At 70.5% G+C, this 21,660-nt stretch carries 22 protein-coding genes; 13 read left to right on the top strand and 9 right to left on the bottom strand.

Going from position 1 to position 21,660, the window contains the following annotated elements; translation table 11 throughout:
* Nucleotides 1–12 precede the first annotated feature (12 nt).
* Nucleotides 13–1,788 (top strand): signal peptide peptidase SppA, encoded by a 1,776-nt coding sequence (gene sppA / locus A5673_RS21885; protein ID WP_068237403.1) that lies wholly within the window; start codon nt 13–15, stop codon nt 1,786–1,788.
* Here sppA and A5673_RS21880 read toward each other — a convergent pair.
* Genes A5673_RS21880 through A5673_RS21870 form a run of 3 tightly spaced genes read right to left on the bottom strand, consistent with a single transcriptional unit; the run spans nt 1,785 to nt 4,552 of the window.
* Nucleotides 1,785–2,696, bottom strand: coding sequence for a class I SAM-dependent methyltransferase (locus tag A5673_RS21880; RefSeq protein ID WP_068237401.1), 912 nt, complete (start codon nt 2,694–2,696; stop codon nt 1,785–1,787). The genes sppA and A5673_RS21880 overlap by 4 nt on opposite strands.
* 10 nt (nt 2,697–2,706) lie before the next feature.
* Nucleotides 2,707–3,615, bottom strand: coding sequence for a class I SAM-dependent methyltransferase (locus A5673_RS21875; RefSeq protein ID WP_068237398.1), 909 nt, complete (start codon nt 3,613–3,615; stop codon nt 2,707–2,709).
* A complete protein-coding gene (locus A5673_RS21870) occupies nt 3,608–4,552 on the bottom strand; it encodes a class I SAM-dependent methyltransferase (RefSeq protein ID WP_068237395.1) in 945 nt (314 codons plus the stop codon). The genes A5673_RS21875 and A5673_RS21870 overlap by 8 nt, the downstream gene beginning before the upstream one ends.
* 96 nt (nt 4,553–4,648) lie before the next feature.
* Between A5673_RS21870 and A5673_RS21865 the strand changes: the two genes are divergently transcribed.
* Entirely contained in the window at nt 4,649–5,425 is a 777-nt protein-coding gene (locus tag A5673_RS21865; protein WP_068237393.1) for an SDR family oxidoreductase, read from the top strand.
* The gene (locus A5673_RS21860; RefSeq protein WP_068237390.1) at nt 5,422–6,654 is read left to right on the top strand and encodes a zinc-binding dehydrogenase; all 1,233 of its coding nucleotides are present in this window, start codon (nt 5,422–5,424) and stop codon (nt 6,652–6,654) included. The genes A5673_RS21865 and A5673_RS21860 overlap by 4 nt, the downstream gene beginning before the upstream one ends.
* On the opposite strand, the gene A5673_RS21855 is transcribed toward A5673_RS21860, so the two are convergent.
* A complete protein-coding gene (locus A5673_RS21855; protein WP_369806512.1) occupies nt 6,651–7,289 on the bottom strand; it encodes a class I SAM-dependent methyltransferase in 639 nt (212 codons plus the stop codon). The genes A5673_RS21860 and A5673_RS21855 overlap by 4 nt on opposite strands.
* Nucleotides 7,290–7,363: 74 nt before the next feature.
* Here A5673_RS21855 and A5673_RS21850 point away from each other — a divergent pair, with 74 nt between their 5' ends.
* Complete coding sequence (locus tag A5673_RS21850) at nt 7,364–8,218, top strand: AraC family transcriptional regulator (RefSeq protein ID WP_068237384.1); 855 nt, start codon at nt 7,364–7,366, stop codon at nt 8,216–8,218.
* On the opposite strand, the gene A5673_RS21845 is transcribed toward A5673_RS21850, so the two are convergent.
* Genes A5673_RS21845 through A5673_RS21830 form a run of 4 tightly spaced genes read right to left on the bottom strand, consistent with a single transcriptional unit; the run spans nt 8,207 to nt 11,767 of the window.
* On the bottom strand, nt 8,207–9,241 hold the full coding sequence (locus A5673_RS21845; RefSeq protein WP_068237379.1) for a dihydrodipicolinate reductase: 1,035 nt from the start codon (nt 9,239–9,241) through the stop codon (nt 8,207–8,209). The two genes, A5673_RS21850 and A5673_RS21845, sit on opposite strands and share 12 nt — an antisense overlap.
* Nucleotides 9,242–9,243: 2 nt before the next feature.
* On the bottom strand, nt 9,244–10,137 hold the full coding sequence (locus tag A5673_RS21840; protein ID WP_068237377.1) for an MBL fold metallo-hydrolase: 894 nt from the start codon (nt 10,135–10,137) through the stop codon (nt 9,244–9,246).
* A complete protein-coding gene (locus A5673_RS21835; RefSeq protein WP_068237375.1) occupies nt 10,137–10,790 on the bottom strand; it encodes an L-fuculose-phosphate aldolase in 654 nt (217 codons plus the stop codon). Before A5673_RS21835 ends, A5673_RS21840 begins: the two co-directional genes overlap by 1 nt.
* Nucleotides 10,787–11,767 carry an NAD(P)-dependent oxidoreductase gene (locus A5673_RS21830; RefSeq protein ID WP_068237489.1) on the bottom strand — a complete coding sequence of 327 codons (981 nt, stop codon included), beginning with the start codon at nt 11,765–11,767 and terminating at the stop codon, nt 10,787–10,789. The genes A5673_RS21835 and A5673_RS21830 overlap by 4 nt, the downstream gene beginning before the upstream one ends.
* Before the next feature lie 30 nt (nt 11,768–11,797).
* Here A5673_RS21830 and A5673_RS21825 point away from each other — a divergent pair, with 30 nt between their 5' ends.
* Both A5673_RS21825 and A5673_RS21820 read left to right on the top strand, forming a co-directional pair.
* Complete coding sequence (locus tag A5673_RS21825; RefSeq protein ID WP_068237373.1) at nt 11,798–13,156, top strand: FGGY-family carbohydrate kinase; 1,359 nt, start codon at nt 11,798–11,800, stop codon at nt 13,154–13,156.
* Between the two features lie 9 nt (nt 13,157–13,165).
* Nucleotides 13,166–13,831, top strand: coding sequence for a GNAT family N-acetyltransferase (locus A5673_RS21820; protein ID WP_068237369.1), 666 nt, complete (start codon nt 13,166–13,168; stop codon nt 13,829–13,831).
* Nucleotides 13,832–14,026: 195 nt separating this feature from the next.
* On the opposite strand, the gene A5673_RS21815 is transcribed toward A5673_RS21820, so the two are convergent.
* Nucleotides 14,027–14,944, bottom strand: coding sequence for a class I SAM-dependent methyltransferase (locus A5673_RS21815; protein ID WP_068237366.1), 918 nt, complete (start codon nt 14,942–14,944; stop codon nt 14,027–14,029).
* A gap of 184 nt (nt 14,945–15,128) precedes the next feature.
* Here A5673_RS21815 and secY point away from each other — a divergent pair, with 184 nt between their 5' ends.
* The 7 genes from secY to A5673_RS21780 all read left to right on the top strand — a co-directional run bounded on the left by secY (nt 15,129) and on the right by A5673_RS21780 (nt 21,659).
* Nucleotides 15,129–16,454, top strand: a complete 1,326-nt coding sequence (secY, locus tag A5673_RS21810) for a preprotein translocase subunit SecY (protein WP_068237363.1) — start codon at nt 15,129–15,131, stop codon at nt 16,452–16,454.
* Nucleotides 16,451–16,996 carry an adenylate kinase gene (locus A5673_RS21805; RefSeq protein WP_068237359.1) on the top strand — a complete coding sequence of 182 codons (546 nt, stop codon included), beginning with the start codon at nt 16,451–16,453 and terminating at the stop codon, nt 16,994–16,996. The genes secY and A5673_RS21805 overlap by 4 nt, the downstream gene beginning before the upstream one ends.
* 2 nt (nt 16,997–16,998) lie before the next feature.
* Nucleotides 16,999–17,799, top strand: coding sequence for a type I methionyl aminopeptidase (gene map, locus A5673_RS21800; protein WP_068237350.1), 801 nt, complete (start codon nt 16,999–17,001; stop codon nt 17,797–17,799).
* Between the two features lie 107 nt (nt 17,800–17,906).
* Nucleotides 17,907–18,452: a sigma-70 family RNA polymerase sigma factor gene (locus tag A5673_RS21795; RefSeq protein WP_082958885.1), complete on the top strand. Its 546-nt coding sequence runs from the start codon at nt 17,907–17,909 to the stop codon at nt 18,450–18,452.
* 46 nt (nt 18,453–18,498) lie between these two features.
* Nucleotides 18,499–19,263, top strand: a complete 765-nt coding sequence (locus A5673_RS21790) for an anti-sigma factor (protein WP_068237344.1) — start codon at nt 18,499–18,501, stop codon at nt 19,261–19,263.
* 49 nt (nt 19,264–19,312) lie between these two features.
* The gene (locus A5673_RS21785) at nt 19,313–21,031 is read left to right on the top strand and encodes a thiamine pyrophosphate-binding protein (protein WP_068237341.1); all 1,719 of its coding nucleotides are present in this window, start codon (nt 19,313–19,315) and stop codon (nt 21,029–21,031) included.
* On the top strand, nt 21,012–21,659 hold the full coding sequence (locus A5673_RS21780; protein WP_068237338.1) for a hypothetical protein: 648 nt from the start codon (nt 21,012–21,014) through the stop codon (nt 21,657–21,659). The genes A5673_RS21785 and A5673_RS21780 overlap by 20 nt, the downstream gene beginning before the upstream one ends.
* Nucleotide 21,660: the final 1 nt, after the last annotated feature.

The raw sequence follows: 21,660 nt of genomic DNA, 5'->3' as shown, positions 1-21,660 counted from the left end.
ACCCTGCACAGTATGTTCGGTTTTCTCCCCTCCATTCCCGGGGTCGACGAGGTCCGCGCGCTGGCCGGCCGGGTCGACACCGCCCGCCACCACGGCGTGCCCAACGGCTGCGTGCTCGAGCTGGACCTGCGGTCGACGCCGCCGGAGACGGCGGGCTTCGATCCGCTGGCGATCCTCACCGGTGCCGGCCGGCCGATGACGCTGCGCGACACCGTCGCCGCGATCCGCCGCGCCGCCGAGGACCCCCGGGTGGCCGGGCTGATCGCCCGCGTGCAGCTGGGCGCATCGCCTCCGGCGGCGGTGCAGGAGCTGCGGGCGGCCATCGAGGCCTTCAGCGCCGCCAAGCCGTCCGTGGCGTGGGCCGAGACCTATCCCGGCACGCTGTCCTACTACCTGGCCTCCGCTTTCGGTGAGGTCTGGATGCAGCCGGCGGGAAGCGTCGGGCTGATCGGCTTCGCGAGCAACGCGATGTTCCTGCGCGACGCGCTCGACAAGGCGGGCATCGAAGCCCAGATCATCTCGAAGGGTGAATACAAGTCGGCGGCAAACCTTTTCACCGAACACGGCTTCACCGAGGCCCACCGGGAGGCCGTCACCCGGATGCTGCAGAGCCTGCAGGACCAGGTGTGGCGGGCGGTCGGCGAGTCGCGCAAGGTCGAGCCGGAGACGCTCGACGAGCTGGCCGACCGGGGCCCGCTGCTGCGCGACGACGCGGTGGCCGCCGGCCTGGTCGACCGGATCGGGTTTCGCGACGAGGCCTACGGCCGCATAGCGGAACTGGTTGGGGGGCGGGGTGATTCGGACGACGACGAGCCGCCCCGGCTGTACCTCGCGCGTTACGCCGGGGCGGCCCGGTCGCGGCTGGCCCCGCCCGTGCCGTCGGTGCCCGGGCGGCGGCCCAAGCCGACGTTCGCCGTGGTCACCGTCGACGGCAGCATCGTCGGCGGGCGCGGCGGCCCGCAATTCCTGCCCCTCGGCACGCCCACCGCGGGCGCCGACACCATCGCGGCGGCGCTGCGCGAGGCCGCCGCCGACGATTCGGTGTCCGCGATCGTGCTGCGGATCAACAGCCCGGGAGGGTCGGTCACCGCGTCCGAAACCATCTGGCGCGAGGTGAAGATGGCGCGCGAACGCGGCAAGCCGGTGGTGGCGTCCATGGGTGCGGTCGCCGCGTCCGGCGGCTACTACGTCGCGATGGCCGCCGACGCGATCGTGGCCAATCCGGGCACGATCACCGGCTCGATCGGCGTGATCACCGGGAAGCTGGTGGTTCGCGGCCTGAAGGGGCGGCTGGGGGTCGCGTCGGATACGGTGCGCACCAACGCAAACGCCGACGCCTGGTCGGCCGATGAGCCGTTCACGCCGGAGCAGCGGGCGCATCGGGAGGCCGAGGCGGACCTGATGTACGGCGACTTCGTGGAGCGGGTCGCCGAGGGCCGCAAGCTGAGCACCGAGGCCGTGGATGTCGTTGCCCGGGGGCGGGTCTGGACCGGTGCCGACGCCGCCGAGCGGGGCCTGGTCGACGAGCTCGGCGGCTTCCGGGCGGCGGTGCGGCGCGCCAAGGCCCTCGCGGGCCTGGACGAGGACACCGAGGTCCGCCTCGTCGGCTACCCGAGCTCGTCGCTGCTGGACCTGGTGCGACCCCGGTCCTCGTCGCAGCCGGCCGCCGCGTCGCTGCCGGATGCGTTGGGCGCGCTGCTCGTTCGCTCGATCGCCGGGATTGTGGACAGCGCGGAGCAGACGCTGAGCGGTGCCAGCGCGTTGTGGCTGGGGAATTCGCGCCTTTAAACCAGCTTGCCGCTGATGAAGATGATCTCGCCCAGTGGGTCGTCCTGCTCGGGGTCGGGCACCTCGATGTCGTTGCGCTGGAACAGTTCGGTTCGGGTGATGCCGTCGACGTCCCATCCCTTGGACCGCAGGTAGTCGACGACGTGGTTGCGCTCGCCGGTGTAGACCAGCGAGGCCATGTCGATGTCGACGCCGTGCTCGCGGAATACGCCGGCCATGTCCCGCACCCGGCTGGCGTCGAAATCGACGATGCCGGGCACGAATTCGGTGGCGATGGTGCTGCCGGGCGCGCTGAGCGCGGTGATGTTGTCGAACAACCGGTCCTGGGCGTCCGGCGGCAGGTAGATCAGCAGCCCCTCGGCCAGCCACGCGGTGGGCGCCGCGGTGTCCAGGCCGGCCGCCGTCAGCGCGGCCGGCCAGTCCCCGCGCAGGTCGATGGCGATGGTGCGCCGGGTGGCGGTCGGTTCGGCGCCGATGCCGGCCAGCGTGGTCGTCTTGAACTCGATCACCTGGGGCTGGTCGAGCTCATAGACCACCGTGCCGTCCGGCCACGGCAACCGGAACGCGCGCGAGTCCAGGCCGGATGCCAGGATCACCGCCTGGCGCACGCCGGCGCCGGTGGCGTCGACGAAGTAGTCGTCGAAGTACTTCGTGCGCACGGCCATTCCGTCGCTCATCGCTTGCATGCGCGCCGGCGACGCGTTCTCGATGGCGCTGAAGTCGATGTCGCCGTCCATCAGCTTGGTGAACAGGTCCACCCCGACGGCGCGCACCAGCGGCTCGGCGAACGGGTCGTTGATCAGGCCGCGGGGATCCCTGGTGGCCATGGCCCGGGCGGCCGCGACCATGGTCGCGGTCACGCCCACGCTCGAGGCAAGATCCCAGTGGTCGTCGTGGGTGCGTGGCATATCCGAAACCCTACTTGAGCGTCGCGGCGACGTAACTCAGCTCGCCGAAGGTGGCCGCCATCTCGTCCTCGGGAAAGTCAAAGCCGTTGCGCGCGTATAAGTCCCGGGCGGGGTGGGCGGTGACGTCCCAGCCGTGCGTGCTCAGGTAGTCGACGACGACGCTGCGCTCGCCGCGGTAGAACAGGTTGGCGGCGTTGAGGTCGAAGCCGAAGCGCTGCCACCGCTCGGAGATGCGCGCCAGGCGTTCGTCGGAGAACGCGTTCGGGTCGGGCACGTGCTCGGTGGCCAGCCGGCTGCCCGGCGCGCTGAGCGCGGTGATGTTGTCGAACAGCCGGTCCTGCGCCTCGGGCGGCAGATACGGCAGCAGCCCCTCCGCGCTCCACGCGGTCGGCCGGGCCGGGTCGAAACCGGCGCCGCGCAGGGCGGCCGGCCAGTCGTCGCGCAGGTCGATGGCGACCGTGCGGCGCTCGGCGGTCGGTTCGGCCCCGATGTCGGCCAGCGTGTCGCTCTTGAACGCGAGGACCTGCGGCTGGTCGATCTCGTAGACCACGGTGCCAGAAGGCCACCGCAGCCGGTACGCCCTGGTGTCCAGACCGGAAGCCAGGATCACCGCCTGCCGCACCCCGTCTTCGCCTGCGCCGGTGAAGAAGTCGTCGAAAAACCTTGTGCGCACCGTGATCTGCTGCGCCCGCGCTTTGCGGTTGAACAGCGCGTCGTCCTCGACATCGAGCTCGCCGTCGATGATGCGGATGAAGGGGTCAAGCCCGACCGCACGGACCAGCGGATCGGCAAACGGATCGTCGAGGAGCGCATCGGGTCCCTGCGACGCGACGGCGCGGGACGCCGCGACCATGGTGGCCGTCGCGCCCACGCTGGCCGCGGGACCCCAGCTGTCGCCGTCGGTGCGGCCCCTACTCATGCGTGCCGCTCACATAGAGCACGTCGCCCATGCGCGTGTCGTCGCCCTCCAGGGGTGCAAGGCCGTTGGCCGCGAACAGGTCCCGGATGCTGATGCCCTCGAGCGCCCAACCGCGCTCGCGCAGGTAGGAGGCCGCCTCGTTGCGCTCCCCGAAGTAGACGAGCCCCGCCATGTCCAGCTCGAAACCGTGCGCCCGCCACCGTTCGGAGATGGCTTGCATGCGCTCCTTCAGCTTCTCTTCGTCCCCGGGCTGGGGGTTGGGCGCGCTCTCGGTGGCCAGCCGGCTGCCCGGCGCGCTGAGCTCGGTGATGGTGTCCAGCAGGCGATCCTGCGCCTCCGGCGGCAGATAGCCGAGCAGGCCCTCGGCGCTCCACGCCGTCGGCCGGGTCGGGTCGAAGCCGGCGGCGCGCAGGGCGGCGGGCCAGTCGTCACGCAGGTCGACGGCCACCACCCGCCGATAGGCGGTCGGGGAGGCACCGAGCTCGGCCAGCGTGCGGGACTTGAACTCGATCACCTGCGGCTGGTCGACCTCGTAGACCACCGTCGCGGCGGGCCAGGCCAACCGGTACGCGCGGGAATCCAGCCCCGAGGCCAGGATGACCACCTGCTTGACGCCGGCCCGCGTCGCATCCAGGAAGAACTCGTCGAAGAACTTGGTGCGCACCGCCATGTTGTCGGCCATGCGCGACATCGCCCCGGTGGACCCGTCAGCGCCGTCGTGCACGTCGTTCAGGTCGTCGGGATTGATCTCGCCCGTCGCCAGCCGGGTGAGCAGGTCCACGCCGACGGCCCGCACCAGCGGCTCGGCGAACGGGTCGTCGATCAGCGGACGGTCGGCGCGGGTGGCCACGGCGCGGGCGGCGGCCACCATGGTCGCGGTCACCCCGACGCTGGAGGCCAGGTCCCAGGTGTCGCCCTCATACCTGGTGGAAGTCATGATCGCCCCTGTTCGGATCTAGTTAATCTAATATTTAGCCGATATAACAAGCTTTCCCCACTGTACCCTTCCCGCGTTTAGCGGCAACCTTGACGGATGACGTACGGTGCGGCCGGCAGGCGGGTCCTCATCACCGGCGCCTCGTCGGGCCTGGGGGCGGCTCTGGCCCGGCAGCTGGCGGCGCGGGGAGCGGTGGTAGGGCTGGTCGCCCGGCGGCGGGACCGCCTGGCCGAGGTGCTGGCCGACTGTCGGCGGGCCTCCCCGGAATCGGCGATGTGGGTGGCCGACCTGGCGGACACCGCGGCGCTGCCGGAGCTGGCGGCGCGGGCATGGGGGGCGCTCGGCGGCGTCGACGTGCTGGTCAACAACGCCGCGATGCCGAAACGGCGCCCGGTCACCGCCCTGGCGCCCGACGAGGTCGAGGACGTCATGCGGGTCAACTTCTTCGCGCCGATGCGGCTGACGCTGGCCCTGCTGCCGCGGATGCTGGCGCGCGGGTCCGGCCTGATCGTCAACGTGTCGAGCGTCGGCGGCCGGCTCGGAATCATCCACGAAACCGCCTACTGCGCAAGCAAGTTCGCCCTGTGCGGCTGGAGCGAGGCGATGGCCGTGGACCTGCACGGCAGCGGGGTCGCGGTGAAGCTGATCGAACCGGGGCCCGTCGACACCGAGATCTGGGACCACCCGGGCAGCGAGGAGCCCCTCTACCGGGGCCCCAAGGTGCCGGCCGACGAGGTGGCGCAAGGGGTCATCGAGGCGTTGGGCACCGCCACGTTCGAGCACTACGTGCCCGACATGAAAGCGGTCGTCGACGCCAAGAACGCCGACATCGATGCGTTCATCGCGGGCTCGGCGGGCATGGCGCCGCGATGAGGGCGCTCGTCTACGGCGTGCCGCCGGAGCCGTTCGAGGTTCCCGTTGACGCCAACGCGCTGACCCAGAACCTGGCCCGCACCCCGACGGCCATGCGGGAGGTGCCGGATCCGGCACTGCCGCACGAGGATTGGGTGATCACCCGGCCGCGGCTGACCGGGATTTGCGGTTCGGACTCCAAGCAGATCCTGATGGATTTCGGCGAGGCCGACGCCGACAACGCCATGTCCGCCTTCTGCTCGTTTCCCCAAGTCATGGGGCACGAGGTGGTCGCCGATGTGGTCGCGCTGGGGCCGAAGGCCAGGGGCCTGCAGATCGGCCAGCGGGTGGTGCTCAACCCGTGGCTGTCCTGCGGGCCGCGCGGCATCTCTCCGGCCTGTCCGGCCTGCGAAAGCGGCGACTACAGCCTGTGCTGGAGTTTCACCGACGGCGACATCAAGCCTGGCATCCACACCGGGGTGTCGGCCGACGTGACCGGCGGCTACGCCGAACTGATGCCGGCCCACGACAGCATGCTCTTCGCGGTGCCGGATTCGGTGCCCGACGAGCTGGCGGTGTTCGCCGACCCGTTTTCGGTGTCCCTGCACGCGATCACCCGGCACCCGCCGCCGCGCTCGGGCCGGGCGCTGGTCTACGGGGCCGGCTCGCTGGGGCTGTGCGCGGTCGCGATCCTGCGGGCGCTGTACCCCGGGGTGGCCGTCGCGGTGGTCGCGCGGTTCGCGGCCCAGCAGGAGCTGGCCCGCCGGTTCGGGGCCGAATTGGTGCTGGAGCACGAACCCCGCCTGGGGATCATCGAGGAACTGGTCGCGTGGGGCGGCGGCCGGCTGCGCCACCCGCTGCTCGGCCTGCCGATGGCGTACCCCGGCGCGGTCGACGTCGTCTACGACACCGTCGGCAAGCCGGAGACCTTCGAGGTCGGGGTGCGGGTACTGCGCGCCCGCGGGACGCTGGTGAAGGCCGGCGTGCACGCGCCCGGCCGCTGGGAGTGGAGTCCGTTGTATTTCAAGGAGATCGCCCTCGTGGGGTCGAACGCCTTCGGTGTCGAGGAGGTCGAGGGCCGGCGCCGGCACGCCATCGCCCACTACCTGGACCTGGCGGCCGCCGGTCGGGTGGACCTGCGCCCGATGCTGACCCATACCTTCGCGCTCGAGCGGTGGCGCGACGCGTTTCTGGCGATCGCCAACCAGGCCGACAGCGGCGCGGTCAAGGTGGCGATCGACCAGCGCTAGGCGGGGCGCGTGGCGCGAAAGTAGTTCAATTGCCCGACAATGCGGTGTCGCGTCGACGCGACCTGGGCGCAGTCGAATCCCGCCGCGGTCAGCAGTCGAGGGATCGCGTCGCCGAGGTTGCCGGCGGCGTGGGGGTTGCGCCTGATCAGCCGCGCCATCGGGCCGTGGTCGGCGGCCGCATCGCCGCCGATGTCGACCAGGTGTAGCCGTCCGCCGGGACGCAGGACCCGGAAGATCTCCGCCGCCGCATCGGTTTTCGCGTCGCCGTGGACGTGGTGCAGCATCATCGACGACAGCACCCGGTCGAATTCGCCGTCGGCGTAGGGCAACCGCTCGGCGTAGCCGCGCTCGAAACGGATGTCGCTCGCCTTGCGCCGCGCCCGGTCGAGTGCCCGCGGGTCCGGGTCGCATCCCGTGACCTCGGCGCCGGGGTGGGCGCGCTTGGCTCGGGTGGTGAGATTGCCGGTGCCGCAGCCGATTTCCAGGATGCGCTGGCCGTCGGCGATCTCGGCCTGCGTGATCAGAGTGGCATAGACCTTGGGCATTCCCAGCAGCCGGGCGAACAGGTCGTAGCAGGGCAGCAGCGCGTCATGGCCGGCGGCGGGCAGGTAGTCATGTGGATGATGTTTTGTCACGCTTCCCATGATGAGCCGCTGGCGCGGCGAATAATTAGGTGATCGTCGGTAAAAGTAGGACTATCTTTGGTGCCATGGACGTGGCAACCCGGTTGATCAGCCATCGCGGCGGCGTGCCCGTCTATCAGTACCGGAGCGATCGGGACACCCCACCGGTGTCCGTGGTGTGGGCCGGACGCGACGACGTCCTCGCGCATGGTCGCCACATCCACGACTTCCCCGCGTTGTGGTACATCCCGGCCGCCGGGCAGGTGTACGTGGTGGCGGCGGGCGAGGTGATCGACCCCGCCGCGGTGAGCCACATCGCCGGCGGGGCGGGGGTCTTCTTCGATCCCGCGGCGCTGGGCGAGGACGGGCGGTCGCCGTGGCCGGCGTGGCGCGCGCATCCGCTGCTGTTCCCGTTTTTGCACGAGCGCTCCGGCGGGCTGCTGCGGCTGGACGTGCCCGGGGATCGGCGGTCGGCGTGGGAGGGCGCGATCGCGTCGATCGACACCGAGTTGACCGGGCGCCAAGACGGTTACCAGCAGGCCGCGCTGGCCCATCTCACGTTGCTGCTGATCGACCTCGCGCGCCTGGCCGTCGACGTGGTCGGCGACCTGCGCCGCAGCGGCGAACCACTGCTGGCCGAGGTCTTCGAGGTGATCGACCGCCGGCACGCCGAGCCGTTGTCGCTGCGCGACGTGGCCGGCGAACTCGGCCTCACGCCGGGACACCTGACCACCGTGGTGCGCCGCCGCACCGGGCGCACCGTGCAGGAGTGGATCATCGAACGCCGCATGGCCGAGGCCCGGACTCTGCTGGCCGAAACGGATCTTCCGGTCGCGGAGGTTGCGGGGCGGGTCGGGATCGGCGACCCGGGCTATTTCAGCCGGCTCTTCGGCCGCACGCACGGCACCTCGCCCCGCGCTTGGCGCGGCTCAAACCGCTAGTGCCCCTTTGGATCCGGTGACAGGCAGGTCGATCGGGGTGATGACGCCCGGCGGTGCCTCGCACAGGAACGGGATGGCGTTGACCGCCGCGATGGCCGTGCTGTCCATCAACACGGTCATCACGTCCTCGCCGGGGTTGCCGAACCGGATCGTCGCGTCGACGCGTGGTGCGCCCTCGATCACCACGCTGAAACCTTTGGGGTCGGTCCACTTCGGGTCGAGCGCGTCGTCGCTCATGGTCCAGCAGATGGCCAGCTCGACCACCGGGCGGCCGTCGCGATAACCGCGATAGGTGCGGCGCTGGCCCCCGGCGGTGCCGGCGGCGTAGTCCACCCAGCCCAGGTTCAGATCCCGGGTCAGCACCGCGGGCTCGACGAATGCCTCCTTGGAGTCGAGCTCGGTACCCAGCATGGTGGCGATCATGTCCAGCGTCTCGAAGTAGCCGAGGCCGTAGCGTTGCGTCGCCGGATCGAGGTGCGTCACCCGCTCCCGGGGTGGCTTCCCGAACCCGAGCACCTTCCACACGTCCGCGACGGGATAGGTGGTGCAGTCCAGCGTTTCGACGAGCTTGACGCTGCGGACCTTTCGGCAGGCGCCGGTCAGGAAGCCGGCGACGACGTTGATGAAGCCCGGCTCGAACCCCGTGCCCAGGAAGGTCGCACCGCCCTGCCGGGCCGCCTGCTGCAGCGCCGGGAGTTCGGCCGGGTGGTGGCTGCCGGTCACGAAATCTCCCGTGGTGACGACGTTGATGCCGGCGCGCAGCAGCTCGAGCACCAGGTCGTAGTCGATGGCGCGGGGCATGTAGCACACGCAATCGGGTCGCAACGCGATCAGCGCGTCGGCATCGCCGGTCGCGGCAACGCCGACCGGGGCCTGGCCCGCCAGCTCGCCTGCGTCGCGGCCCACCTTGTCCGCGCCGAAGGCGTGGACGCCGACCACGTCGAAGTCGTCGCGCTCCAGCAGGGCGCCGAGCGCCCGCGTGCCGATGTTGCCGGTCGACCACTGGACCACCCGGTACGTCATGCTCACACCGTATCGATGTCCAGCCACTCGTCGACCTCGAATTGGTCGTCGACGGCACGGATCGTCGCGCCACCGTGGCCCGGGTAGTGCGCGGGTATCACGGCGGCCTTGGCCCGGGCGGCCTCGGTGAAGATCCGGCTGCGGGTCGCCGCGGCGGCGGAGGCGTCCACGTCGAACGCGCAGGCGTCGGCGGGCCGGCGCAGTTGCAGCGGGCTGTGGGTGAGATCGCCGACGAAGACGGCCGGCCGGCCGGCGTCCAGCCACAGCACCGAGGACCCCGGCGTGTGCCCGGGGGCGGGCCGCAGCCGCAGCGACGGGCTGATCTGAAAGTCGTCGGTCCATTCGACGAGCTGCCCGGCCTCCGCGATGGGCAGCACGCTGTCGGCGAACACGATCCGGTCGCCGGGCTGCTGGCCGGCGGGCCCGTCCGGGGCGAAGTGGCGGTAGTCGGCGGCCGGAACCAGGTACCGGGCGTTGGGAAAGGTCGGCACCCAGGTGCCCCGGGAGTCCTTGTCCGCCATGGTGTTCCACCCGACGTGGTCGGAGTGGATGTGGGTGTTGACCACCACGTCCACCGCGTTGCGGTCGATGCCCGCCGACCCCAGCGCCGCCAGAAACCCGGTGTCCAGGTGGTCCAGCGGTGGCATGTGTGGGCGGTCGCGGTCGTTGCCGACGCCGGTGTCCACGACGACGGTCAGCCCGTCGACCTCGATGACCCAGCTCTGGATCGCGATGTGCCACTGATCGGTGTCGGGGTCGAAGAAGTCCGGCACCAGCAGGTCGGCGTTGTCCCGCCACCCCGAGGGCGGCGTGCCTGCGAAGGTGCGGGTCGGCAGGTCGAACCGAAGTTCCAGCACCCGCGCGACGCTCGCGTGGCCGAACCGGACCCGGCGCATCAGGTGTTGGCGCGCAGATAGGTGTAGACGCCGGCGAAGTTGCGGTTCACGTCCTCGGGAATGGGCACCGGTCCGCCGAGCGCCCTTGCACCCCAGACTATTTGGGCGGTCCGCTCGACCAGCGCGGTGATGTGCAGCACCTTGTCGGGCCGCGGCCCCACCGCGACCAGGCCGTGGTTGGCGATCAGGGCGGCCCCCCGGCCCTCGAGCGCCTTGACCGCGTTGGTGCCGACCTCGGGCGTGCCGGACGCGGCGTAGTCCGTGCAGCGGACCTCCCCGCCGCAGTAGACCGCGAACTCGTCGATGCAGGCCGGAATCGGCTGGTGCGCAATGGCGAACATGGTCGCCCACACCGGATGGCTGTGGATGACGCTGCCGACGTCGTCGAACGCCTGGTAGCACGCCAGGTGCAGCTTCGCCTCCGACGACGGCGAGCGGCCCTCGGCAGCGTGCAGCACGGCACCCTCCGGGTCGATCAGCACCAGGTCGTCGAGCTGCATGTCGCGGTAGTCGACCGACGACGGCGTGATGACGATGTTGCCGTCGGGCCGCCGCGCCGAGATGTTGCCGGCGGTTCCCTCGACCAGGCCCCGACGCAGCATGTCCTTGGCGGCGTCCAGCACTGCGTTCTCGGCGTTGTCGACAAACTTCATGAGCCCAGCACCTCCGGGTTGACGATATGGGTGGGCGTCCCGCCGGCCAGCAGCGCTTCGAGGTCGTCGGCCACCAGCTGCGCCTGCCGCGCCTCAGTGTTCCACGTGGCGCCCCCGATGTGCGGCGTCAGTACGACGTTGGGCATGGCCACCAGCGGGTGATCGGTCGGCAGCCATTCGCCGACGAAATGGTCCAGCCCGGCGGCGGCGACCTTGCCACTGCGCAGCGCGTCGACCAGCGCGTCGGTGTCGTGCAGCTGCGCCCGGGCGGTGTTGAGGAACACCACGCCGTCGCGCATGGCTGCGAACTCCCGTGCGCCGATCATGCCGGCGGTGTCGTCGGTGACCGGCGCGTGCAGGGACACCACGTCGGCCTCGGCCAAAAGTTCGTCGAGACAGTGGTGCGCCTCGTCGTTGTACGGGTCGTGGGCGATCACCCGCATGCCGAGCCCGGCCAGCCGCCACCGGGTGGCGCGGCCGACGGCGCCCAGGCCCACCAGCCCGGCCGTGCGCCCGGCGATCTCCCAGCCCCGGAACCGCTGATAGGGGATGCTGCCGTCGCGAAACGTGTTGCCGCTGCGGACATCCGCGTCGGCGGTCAGCAGGTGGCGGGTGACCCCCAGCAGCAGCGCGACCGCCATCTCGGCGACCGCGTCGGCGTTGCGGCCGGGGGTGTTCAGCACCGGGATGCCGGCGGCGGTGGCCCCGTCGATGTCGACGTTGTTCGGGTCCCCCCGGGTGGACGCGATCGCGCGAAGATTCAGGTCGAACACCGGGCCGCGCACCGAGTCGCTCTCCACCACAACGACATCGGCGGCCTCGGCGGCGATCCGCTCGGCCAGTTGCTCGGCGCTGTAGATCCGCAGCGGCGTCTGGTCGATCCAGGGGTCGTAGAGCACGTCGGCCAGTCGCCGGAGCTTGTCGAAGCCCGGCCCCCGCAGCGGGGCGGTCACCAAGGCGCGCGGTCTGGACGTCACGAACCCCAATGCTGGCGTACGGTGACGCCCGTGTCACGTGATGACGTCACAATCGGCATCGACATCGGCAGCACCGCGGTCAAGGCGGTCGTCGCCGACGCCGACGGCCGGGTGACGGCGCGGGCGCGGATCCCGCACCAGTTGCGGGTGCCGGCGCCGGATCGGCTCGAGCACGACGCCGCCGAGGCCTGGCGGCGTGGGCCGCTGGCCGCGCTGGCGCAATTGGACCGCGCGGACGCGAGGGCGGTGGCCGTCGCGGCGATGGTGCCCTCGCTGACCGCCGTCGACGCCGCGGGCACGCCGCTGACGCCGGGGCTGCTGTACGGCGACGGACGCGGCCGCGTGCCGGGGTCGGACGAGCAGCCGCTGCCGGCGCTGGGCGAGGCCGCCGAGTTCCTGCGCTGGACGGCCGCCACGGCGCCCGGCGCGGCCGGGTACTGGCCGGCGCCCGCCGTGGCCAACCACGCCCTGGCGGGCGAGGCGGTGCTGGACGTCGCGACCGCCGCCACCGCCTTCCCGTTGTTCGACGGGACCGGATGGAACGAGCAGGCGTGCGCCGAGCGCGGCGCGTCCGTCGAGCAGATGCCCCGGGTGGCCACGATCGGAAGCGCGGCCGGGCAGCTTCCCGGCAGCGGCGCCGTGCTCGGCATCGGCGCCATCGACGCGCTGTGCGAACAGATCGTGGCCGGCGCCGACCGCGACGGCGACGTGCTGGTGCTGTGCGGCACCACCCTGATCGTGTGGAACACGATCCCCGAGGCACGGCAGGTGCCCGGCCTGTGGACCATCCCGCACACCGCCCCCGGCAAGAGCCAGATCGGCGGGGCCAGCAACGCCGGCGGGCTGTTCCTCGGCTGGGTGGATCGCGTTGTCGCCCAAGGCGATCCGGCGGCCGCCGATCCGCGCCGGGTGCCCGTCTGGTCGCCCTACATCCGGGGGGAACGCACGCCGTTTCACGACCCCGACCGCCGGGCCGTGCTCGACGCCCTGGACCTGACCCACGACGCTGCCGCGCTGCGGCGGGCCGCCTACGAGGCGTCGGCCTTCGTCGTCCGGCAGCTGATCGAGCTGAGCGGGGCGTCGGTGGCGCGCATCGTGGCCGCGGGCGGCGGCACCCGGGTCGCGCCGTGGATGCAGGCCATCGCCGACGCCACCGGGCGGCCGGTGGAGGTGTCCGCGGTGGCCGAGGGGGCCGCGCTGGGGGCGGCCTTCCTGGCTCGCATGGCGGCCGGCCTGGAAACGGCGATCGCCGACGCGGCCCGGTGGGCCCGGGTGGAGCGCATCGTCGAGCCGCGGCCCGAGTGGGCCGCCGCCACCGCGGACCGCTACCAACGCTTCCTGGAGCTGGGAAACCGACGATCTGAGGCACTACCCCCGGCGGCGTTCTAGGCTGGTGCAATGACCGACCAGGACCGTAAAGCCGCCCGCCGAGAGATCGCCAACGCCCTCTTGAAAGCTCTCGAACGCCGGCACGAGATAGCCGATGTCGTGGTCGAGGCGGAGAACAATGCGGCCGCGGTCGAGGAGATCGTCCGGCTGCTCGACACGTCGCACGTGGCCGCCGAAGCCGTGATGAGCATGTCCTTCGCTCAACTCACCAAAGACTCGCGCCGCAAGATCCTGGCCGAGCTCGAGGACCTGAACAAGCAGCTCAGCTTCACCCTCGGCGAGCGCCCGGCCAGTTCGGGGGAGACCCTCGAGTTGCGGCCCTTCTCCGCCGAACAGGACCGGGACATCTTCGGCGCCCGCACCGAGGACATGGGCGCCGCCGGCGACGGGTCCGGCGGCCCGGCCGGCAGCCTCGACGACGAGATCCGCGCGGCGCTGGGGCGCCTCGACGACGAGGAGGCCGCCTGGTTCGTGGCCGTCGACTCGGGGGAGAAGGTCGGCATGGTGTTCGGCGAGTTGGTCCGCGGCGAGGTGAACGTGCGGATCTGGATTCACCCCGAGCACCGCAAGAAGGGCTACGGGACGGCCGCGCTGCGCAAGTCGCGCACCGAGATGGCGTGGTGCTTCCCCGCCGTGCCGCTGGTGGTGCGGACTCCGCCGGCCAGGCCCGCCTAGCCCGACGCCGCGATTGCGATGGTCACGGCGTCGCGTGTGAGCTCACGGCTTTCGGTGTGAAGCAAGGGCTTTCGCTGTGAGCCCAGGGCGGAACACCGGCCCGAATCCCGCCCGACACGCACACTGAACGCCACCGGCGCACACCCAAAGCCGCCACGTCACCCGCGATTTGTCGGCTTCCGCGATCGCGAGCCCCTAGCGCAGGGTGGCCGTGACGGCGATGATGTTGCGGAGCTGGGATTCCTCGTCGTCCGGGAACACGCGGCCGTAATCGGCGAAGAACTCCCGCCGCGGTCGGGTGCTCACTTCCCACCCGCGCTCGCCCAGGTAGTCCACGACATTGCTGCGTTCGCCGTCGAAGAACAGCCCCGAAAGGTCGATGTCGCACCCCAGGTTGGCCCACCGCTCGTTGAACTGTCGCGCGCGTTGGGTCATGGTGCGGCCCGAATCGCCGTGGTACTCGGTCGCCAGCTTGCTGCCCGGCGCGCTGAGGTCGGTGATGTTGTCGAACAGCCGGTCCTGCGCCTCGGGAGGCAGGTACATCAGCAGCCCCTCGGCGCTCCAGGAGGTCGGCCGCGACGGGCCAAATCCGCTGCGGCACAACACCTCCGGCCAGTCGTCGCGCAGGTCGACGGCGACGGTGCGCCGCTCGGCGGTCTCCTCGGCCCCGAGGTTGGCCATGGCGGCGCTCTTGAACTCGACGACCTTGGGCTGATCGACCTCGTAGACCACGGTGCCCGACGGCCAGGCCAGCCGGTAGGCGCGCGCGTCCAGGCCGGCGGCCAGGATCACCGATTGCGTGACGCCGTCGCGGGCGGCATTGAGGAAGAAGTCGTCGAAGAAGCGGGTGCGCACCGCGATCGAATCCGTCTCGAGCCGCAGGTCGCGTTCGCCGGCCGGCGCCTCGGTCGGGGCTTTCGATGGTGGTAGGTCGCCGTCGACCAGGCGGATGAAGAAGTCGAGGCCGACCGCCCGCACCAGCGGCGCCGCGAACGGGTCGTTGATGATCGCGTCCGGTTCGGCGCTGGCCAGCGCGCGGGCCGCGGCGACCATCGTGGCCGTGGCGCCGACGCTGGAGGCCAGATCCCAGGTGTCTTGATCGCTTCGCGTCATCGGTGCTCCCACTTACTTAGCCAATGCAATGAGCCACCGAAACTCTACGCCTCGCGGCTGTCGGCAAAGGGTGTCGAACCGACCAGTCCCGCCCAGCTGTTAGTCTCGTACACGGTTTGACGCGCGACGCCGTACGTCCTGGCCTGCGGGTGTTAGGCGCGTGACGCAGGACGCAGGAGGAAGAGTGCTTTCGGCTTTCATCTCATCGCTGCGGACAGTCGATCTGAGACGGAAGATCCTCTTCACGCTTGGCATCGTCGTCCTCTATCGGGTCGGTGCGGCTTTGCCGTCGCCGGGCGTCAACTACCCGAACGTGCAGCAGTGCATCAAGGAGGCCAGCGGCGGCGAGGCCGGACAGATCTATTCGCTGATCAACCTGTTCTCCGGCGGCGCGCTGCTTAAGCTCACGGTGTTCGCGGTGGGGGTGATGCCCTACATCACCGCCAGCATCATCGTGCAGCTGCTGACCGTGGTCATCCCGCGATTCGAGGAGTTGCGCAAGGAAGGCCAGTCCGGCCAGGCCAAGATGACGCAGTACACCCGCTATCTGGCCATCGCGCTGGCCGTCCTGCAGGCCACCAGCATCGTGGCGCTGGCCGCCAACGGCGGGCTGCTGCAGGGCTGCTCGCTGGACATCATCGCCGACCAGAGCATCTTCACCCTGGTCGTCATCGTGCTGGTGATGACGGGCGGTGCGGCGCTGGTGATGTGGATGGGCGAGCTGATCACCGAGCGCGGCATCGGCAACGGCATGTCCCTGCTGATCTTCGTCGGGATCGCGGCGCGCATCCCCGCGGAGGGCAAGACCATCCTGGACAGCCGCGGCGGCGTCATCTTCGGCGCGGTCTGCGTCGCGGCGCTGATCATCATCGTCGGCGTGGTGTTCGTCGAGCAGGGCCAGCGCCGCATCCCGGTGCAATACGCCAAGCGCATGGTGGGCCGGCGCATGTACGGCGGAACCTCGACCTATCTGCCGCTGAAGGTCAACCAGGCCGGCGTCATCCCGGTCATCTTCGCGTCGTCGCTGATCTACATCCCGCACCTGATCACCCAGCTGATCCGGAGCGGCAGCGGCGGCGTGGGCAACAGCTGGTGGGACAAGTTCGTCGGCAGCTACCTGTCCGACCCGAGCGACCCGGTCTACATCAGCATCTATTTCGGCCTGATCATCTTCTTCACGTACTTCTACGTGTCGATCACGTTCAACCCCGACGAGCGGGCCGACGAGATGAAGAAATTCGGCGGGTTCATCCCCGGCATCCGGCCGGGCAAGCCAACCGCCGATTACCTGCGTTATGTGCTGAGCAGAATCACCCTGCCGGGCTCGATCTACCTGGGCGCGATCTCGGTATTGCCCAACCTGTTCCTACAGATCGGCAATGGCGGAGCGGTCCAGAATTTGCCGTTCGGCGGTACTGCGGTTTTGATCATGATTGGCGTCGGTTTGGATACGGTCAAACAAATCGAGAGCCAGCTCATGCAGCGCAACTACGAAGGGTTCCTCAAGTGAGAGTGGTTTTGCTGGGACCGCCCGGGGCGGGCAAGGGTACGCAGGCCCAAAAGCTCGCCGAAAAGCTGGGGATCCCGCAAATCTCCACCGGGGAGCTGTTCCGGGACAACATCGAGAACGGGACCAAACTCGGCCTGGAAGCCAAGCGCTACCTGGACGCCGGTGACCTGGTGCCCTCCGATCTGACCAACCAGCTCGTCGACGACCGGCTGGACGATCCCGACACCGCCAACGGCTTCATCCTGGATGGCTACCCTCGCTCGCTCGAGCAGGCCAAGGCGCTGCACGAGATGCTCGAACGCCGCGGCACCGACATCGACGCGGTGGTCGAGTTCCGTGTCTCGCAGGACGAATTGCTGCAACGGCTCAAGGCGCGCGGCCGCGCCGACGACACCGACGACGTCATCATCAACCGGATGAAGGTCTACCGCGACGAGACGGCGCCGCTGCTGGAGTACTACAGCGACGAATTGAAGACCGTCGACGCGGTCGGCTCCCTGGACGAGGTGTTCGCCCGCGCGCTGCAAGCGCTGGGCAAGTAATCATGAGCGCGCTGGCACGGCTGCGGAGTCGCAGGGTCGTGCCGCAGCGCAGCCCCGGCGAACTCGACGCGATGGCGGCGGCCGGCGCGGTGGTGGCCTCCGCCCTGCAGGCGGTCCACGCGGCCGCGGTCGCCGGCGCATCGACCCTGAGCCTCGACGAGATCGCCGAGTCGGTGATCCGCGAGGCCGGGGCCGTCCCGTCGTTCCTGGGCTATCACGGCTACCCGGCGTCGATCTGCGCGTCGGTCAACGACCGCGTGGTGCACGGCATCCCGTCCGCCGCGGAAATACTGGCGCCCGGCGACCTGGTGTCGATCGACTGCGGCGCGGTGCTGGACGGCTGGCACGGCGACGCCGCCATCACCTTCGGGGTCGGGACGCTGGATGGCGCCGACGAGGCGCTGTGCGCGGCGACCAGGGAATCGCTGGAGGCCGGCATCGCGGCGATGGTGCCCGGCAACCGGTTGACCGACGTCGCACACGCCATCGAAACGGGCACCCGCGCCGCCCAGTCCCGCTACGGGATCGCGTTCGGGATCGTGGAGGGCTACGGCGGCCACGGCATCGGCCGGCACATGCACATGGACCCCTTCCTGCCCAACGAGGGCTCCCCGGGGCGGGGCCCGCTGCTGGCGCCGGGCTCGGTGCTGGCCATCGAGCCGATGCTGACGCTGGGAACCAGAAAAACGCTGGTGCTCGACGACGCCTGGACCGTCACCACCGCCGACGGCTCGCGCGCCGCGCACTGGGAGCACACCGTCGCGGTCACCGACGCCGGGCCGCGCATCCTGACGCTTGCCTAGCCGCCTGAACTGGCCACGATCGCAAGCCCGGCGAAGCCGGGTGTTGGGGGTCGTGGCGAATGAACCGAGCGCCCATTCGACTCGTTTCAGTAGTCGGAGGTGATCGAGTGGCCCGTGTGGCAGGCACGTGGAGGGCTTCCGGGGCTGCCGAAGCCGCCCTGATGAAGGCGCTCTACGACGAGCACGCTGCGGTTTTGTGGCGCTACGCGCTCCGGTTGACCGGGGACGCGAGCCAGGCCGAGGACGTCGTCCAGGAGACGCTGTTGCGGGCGTGGCAGCATCCCGAGGTCATCGGCGACACCGACCGGTCGGCGCGGGCGTGGCTGTTCACGGTCGCGCGCAACATGATCATCGACGATCGGCGCAGCGCGAGGTATCGCAACGTCGTCGGTTCGCTGGACGAAGAGGGGGCGCCGGAGCAGTCGACGCCCGACGAGGTCAACGCGGCGCTGGACCGGCTGCTGATAGCCGAGGCCATGACGCAATTGTCCGCCGAGCACCGGGCCGTGATCGAACGGTCCTACTACCGCGGATGGACCACCGCACAGATTGCTGCGGACCTCGAGATCGCCGAAGGAACAGTGAAGTCGCGACTACACTATGCCGTGCGGGCATTGCGGCTCACTCTGCAGGAACTTGGAGTCACGCGATGACCATCCGCGTGGTCATCGGCTCCGAATGCTTGATGGGTGACAGGAGATGGACGAGATGAGGACGCCGCTACGGGGCATCGGCCCGCCCGGTGACAACGAGGTGTTTGGGTTGACGACTGGGGACGACCACCGTTACGCGATGTGGGATGCCGCATACGTGTTGGGGTCGTTGTCCGCCAACGACCGCCGCGAGTTCGAGTCGCACATGGCCGGCTGCCCGGCCTGCCGGGAGGCCGTCGCCGACCTGAGTGGCGTGCCGGCCCTGCTGTCGCAGCTCGACCGCGCGGACGTCGCCGCGATCGACGAACCGGGCCGCGCCACGGCGACACCCGAGATGTCGCCGGAGTTGCTGCCGTCGTTGTTGGCGACGGTGCGCTGGCGCCGGCGGCGCACCCGGGTGGCGACCTGGGTCGCCTCGTCCGCCGCGGCCGCGGTGCTGGGGGTCGGCGTGCTGGTCGGCGTGCACGGGTACACCTCGTCGCCCGCGCAGCAGGTGGCCGCGTCCTCGCAACCGATGGCGCAGGTCGGCACCACCCTGCTGGCGTCCACGGTGCAGCTGACGGGCCAGCACTGGGGGACGTCGATCAACATGAAGTGCGTCTGCCTGGCCCCACTGAACGCCCACCACGACACGCTGGCGATGGTGGTGGTCGGTCGCGACGGCAGCCAAACCCGGCTGGCGACCTGGGTGGCCGAACCCGGCCACACCGCGACGCCGGCGGGCAGCATCTCCACGCCGGTCGAGCAGATCGCCGCCGTTCAGGTGGTTTCGGCCGACAGCGGCCAGGTCCTGCTGCAGCGCTCGCTGTAAAGACACGACGCGCGGTGAACTGAAGTTCCCCGCGCGTCGTGTTACTTCCATGCCCAGGAAGCAGCGGGTGGTCGACCACATCGTCGGGCGTCTCGCCTCGGTCGGCGTCGATCACATCTTCGGCGTCGACGGCGCCAACATCGAAGACCTGTACGACGCCGCGCACTTCCGATCCGACGTCACCGCGGTGCTCGCGAAGCACGAGTTTTCCGCCGCGGCCATGGCCGACGGGTACAGCCGCAGCGGGGCCGGCCTGGGATCCGGCCTGGGCGTGGTGGCGGCGACCTCGGGTGGCGGGGCGCTCAATCTCGTTGCCGCCCTCGGCGAGTCGCTGACCAGCCGGGTTCCGGTGCTGGCCCTGGTCGGCCAAGCGCCCACCGCCCTGGACGGCCGGGGCAGCTTTCAGGACACCAGCGGCGACAACGGATCGCTGAACGCGCAAGCGGTTTTCTCCGCGGTGTCGGTGTCATGCGAGCGGGTCCTCAGCGCTGCCGACGCCGCGCCGGCGCTGTCGAGGGCGATCGCCGCCGCACGCACCGGCGGTCCCGCAGTGTTGTTGCTGCCCAAGGACATTCAGCAGGGCTACCTGGACTGCGAGCGCAACGGGCACGGCGTGCAGTACCTGCGGCCGATCGGGAACCCCCACCGCCTCGCCGGCATCCTGCGCGACGCGAACGGCCCGGTCACCATCATCGTCGGGGAGCAGGTGGCCCGCGACGACGCCCGCGGCGAGCTCGAGGCGCTGCGGGCGGTGTTGCGGGCCCGGGTGGCGACCGTGCCCGACGCCAAGGACGTCGCCGGCACCCCGGGTCTGGGCTCGTCATCCGCGCTCGGGGTGACCGGCGTCATGGGCCACCCGGGGGTGGCCGAGGCGGTGGCCGACAGCGCCGTGTGCCTGGTGGTCGGCACCCGCCTGTCGGTCACCGCGCGCACCGGCCTGGACGACGCCTTGGCCGCGGTGCGGACGCTCTCGATCGGCTCGGCGCCACCGTACGTGCCGTGCACGCACGTGCACACCGACGACCTGCGCGCCTCGCTGCGCATGCTGACCCACGCGCTGTCCGGGCCGGGGCGGCCGACGCGGGTGCGGGTGCCCGACGGGGTCCGGCGCACCGAGTTGTCGCCCCCGCCGTGCGCGGGCCCGGGCGTGCGCTACCGCGACGCGATGGCGGTCCTGGACGGCTGCGTGCCCGACGGCGCGGACATCGTCGTCGACGCGGGCAACACCGGCGCGGCGGCCGTGCACTACCTGCCCGCGCGGCGGGACGGCAGGTTCGCGGTCGCGCTGGGGATGGGCGGCATGGGTTACAGCTTCGGCGCCGGCATCGGGATGGCCTTCGGGCGGGCCGGCAGCGGACGCCCCGGCGGGCGCACCGTGGTGATCGCCGGCGACGGTGCGTTCTTCATGCACGGCATGGAGGTGCACACCGCCGTGCACTACCGGCTGCCGGTGACCTTCGTGCTGTTCAACAACAACGCCCACGCCATGTGCGTGACCCGCGAGCAGCTGTTCTATGACGACCTGTACAGCTACAACCGATTCCGGTCCAGCCGACTGGGCGCGGGCCTGGCGGCGATGTTCCCCGGCCTGGTCTCAGTCGACGTCACCGATCTCGACGGCCTGTCTTCGGCGCTGCGCGCGGCGCTGGCCACCGACGGGCCGGCCGTCGTCAGCGTCGAATGTGCGGCCGACGAAATTCCGCCGTTCGCACCGTTTTTGATTCCGACCGCCAGGGAGGCCAGGACCGATGTCGCTGCCAGCGCTTGAGGACATTCCCACGCCCATCGATGGCGTGACCCGCATCGAGACCAGCCCCCGGGAGCAGGCGACCCCGATCATCATGGACATGATGCGTTCGGTGTATCCGCACGACCAGGTCTTCGGGGACTATTGCACCGTCAACGCCTACGTCGACTGCCCGCCCGACGAGCTGTACGACTACATGGCCGACACCCGCAGCCTCGAGGAGTGGACCTACAGCCTGCGCGGTTTCACCCCCACCGACGAACCGGGGCTGTGGCTGGCCCACGACCGGCTCGGCTCGGAGACCGAGATCTACACGCGGACCATCGCCAACCCGCGGGCCCGCACCGTCGACTACCACTGCGCCTGGGATCAGGGCAAGCACCTGTGGATGGTCTACCTGATGCGCGTCGTCGATGCGCAGGTCGTCCTCGACAAGCCCGGTTCCGTTGTGCTGTGGACCAATTGCCACCACCCGTTCTACGACCACAACCCCTACCCGGAGACCGCACCGCCGCAGCGGCCGGTGTGGGTCGGCGATTTCTGGGACATGTTCGGCGCCGGCCACCTGCTGGAGCTGAAGAACCTCAAGGCCATCGCCGAGTACCGCCATCGTCACGGCCTGCCGGTGACGCCGGATTGGATGAGCTGAG

The sequence above is a fragment of the Mycobacterium sp. E3198 genome (assembly GCF_001667015.1).
GTDB lineage: Bacteria > Actinomycetota > Actinomycetes > Mycobacteriales > Mycobacteriaceae > Mycobacterium.
The sequence above is the reverse complement of the archived record's forward strand: the minus strand, read 5'-3'. Positions and strand labels throughout refer to the sequence as shown.